The organism is Dethiosulfovibrio faecalis, from assembly GCF_021568795.1.
Taxonomy (GTDB): Bacteria; Synergistota; Synergistia; order Synergistales; family Dethiosulfovibrionaceae; genus Dethiosulfovibrio; species Dethiosulfovibrio faecalis.
Genome location: NZ_JAKGUE010000034.1, coordinates 1 through 1,962 on the forward strand (window position 1 = coordinate 1; position 1,962 = coordinate 1,962).

Consider the following 1,962-nt stretch of genomic DNA (forward strand, 5'->3'; position numbering starts at 1 on the left):
GAAAAGAACCCCCAGCTGGCCTGGTCGGTCAACATGAACGGTCTCTACAACGCCCTGGAGGTGGCCCGTCAGGAGAGCTGCTCCTTCTTCTTTCCCAGCTCCATAGCGGCCTTCGGCCCAGGGACGCCTCAGGACAAAACGCCACAGGACACGGTCCAGAGACCCAACACCATCTACGGGGTGGCCAAGGTATCGGGAGAGCTTCTGTGCGACTACTACCACGGTAAATACGGCCTGGACACCAGGGGAGTCAGGTTCCCCGGACTCATATCCTACGACGCCCTTCCCGGAGGAGGCACCACCGACTACGCCGTCCACATCTACTACGACGCCATCCGCAAGGGCAGCTACACCAGCTTCATAGCCCCTGGGACCTACATGGACATGATGTACATGCCAGACGCCCTGGACAGCGTGGTCGGGCTCATGGAAGCCGACCCGTCCAGGCTGAAGCACCGGTGCTGTTTCAACATAACCGCCATGAGCTTCGAGCCGGACCAGCTGGCTGCGGCCATAGAAAAGCACGTGCCTGGGTTCGTCCTGAACTACGACGTAGACCCTGCCCGTCAGGCCATAGCCGAATCGTGGCCCAACTCCATAGACGACAGCGCCGCCAGAGAGGAATGGGACTGGAGTCCTAAATACGACCTGGAGGCCATGACGGTCGACATGCTTGAGAAACTGAAGGTCAAACTATCCTAGAAGTAGGGGAAGGAGAGAGAACCATGCTGGACAGACTGGAGAAAACCCTGAGGGGAGACCTGGAGGAGCTGAGAAGCTCCGGGCGGGCCAAGGGTAAGGAACTGATAATAGAGGACGTCATCAAGCCGGAAGGCGACAGAGGACCTCGCTACCTCGTCAAGGGACACGGGGAGAAACCCTTCATAAGGATGAACTCCAACTCCTACCTTGGGCTAACCCTCCGAGACGACCTCAGAGAGGCGGAGGAAGAGGGAGCCACCAGATACGGAGTCGGCCCCGGAGCGGTCCGGTTCATAAGCGGCACCTTCAGGCCCCACAGGGACCTGGAGAAAAAGCTGGCCGCCTTTCACGGCAGAGAGGAAGCCATGGCCTTCAGCTCGGCCTACATGACGGTAAACGGAGTGCTGACCTCCCTGATAACCAAGGAAACGGCGGTCATAAGCGACGAGCTCAACCACAACTGCATAATAAACGCCATAAGGCTGTCCCGTCCCAGGAGCAAATCGGTCTACGGCCACAACGACGTTGCCGAGCTGGAGAGCAAGATCCTGGAGGCCCAGGGAGCTCGGCGCCTCATAGTCGTCACGGACGGCATCTTCAGCATGAGAGGAGACCACGCCCCTCTCAAGGAGATAGAGGCCATGGTCAGGAAACACGACCATCTCTTCCCTGAAAACGCCATACTGGTGGTGGATGACTCCCATGGAGTGGGGGCCTTCGGAGAGACAGGCAGAGGCACGGAGGAATACACGGGAGGTCGTGCCGACGTCCTGGTGGGCACCCTGGGCAAGGCCTACGGCGTCAACGGCGGCTACGTCGTGTCCAGCGAAGCGATAGTGACCTACCTGAGGGAACACGCCCCCATGTACATCTACTCGAACCCCATCTCCGCCGGAGAGGCTGCCGCCACGGTCAAGGCCCTGGATATACTGGACGGCCCCGAGGGAAGGGCCATCCTGAAACATCTGAGGGACATGACCGGACGGTTCGAGAAGGGACTGACCGACCTGGGCTACGAGGTGATCCCCGGGGACCATCCTGTGGTTCCCCTGATGGTCCGAGACACCGAGGAGACCTCCAGGATAGTCTCCTATCTGCTGGAGAAAGGCGTCCTTGCCACAGGGCTGAACTACCCGGTGGTCCCCAAGGGAGACGAGGAAATACGGTTCCAGATATCCGGCGACCACACCGCGTCGGACATAGACGCTGTACTGGATATCCTCAGGGAGTACAGGGAGAAACGGTAGGGTATATCAGCCA

General features: G+C 59.6%; 2 protein-coding genes. Both read left to right on the forward strand.

Features of this window, described 5'->3' with window-relative positions:
- A partial coding sequence (locus tag L2W58_RS12935) for an NAD-dependent epimerase/dehydratase family protein (RefSeq protein ID WP_236103827.1) occupies positions 1 to 702 on the forward strand: 702 nt, incomplete at its 5' end.
- 23 nt (positions 703 to 725) lie between these two features.
- Complete coding sequence (locus L2W58_RS12940; protein WP_236103828.1) at positions 726 to 1,949, forward strand: aminotransferase class I/II-fold pyridoxal phosphate-dependent enzyme; 1,224 nt, start codon at positions 726 to 728, stop codon at positions 1,947 to 1,949.
- Positions 1,950 to 1,962 lie beyond the last annotated feature (13 nt).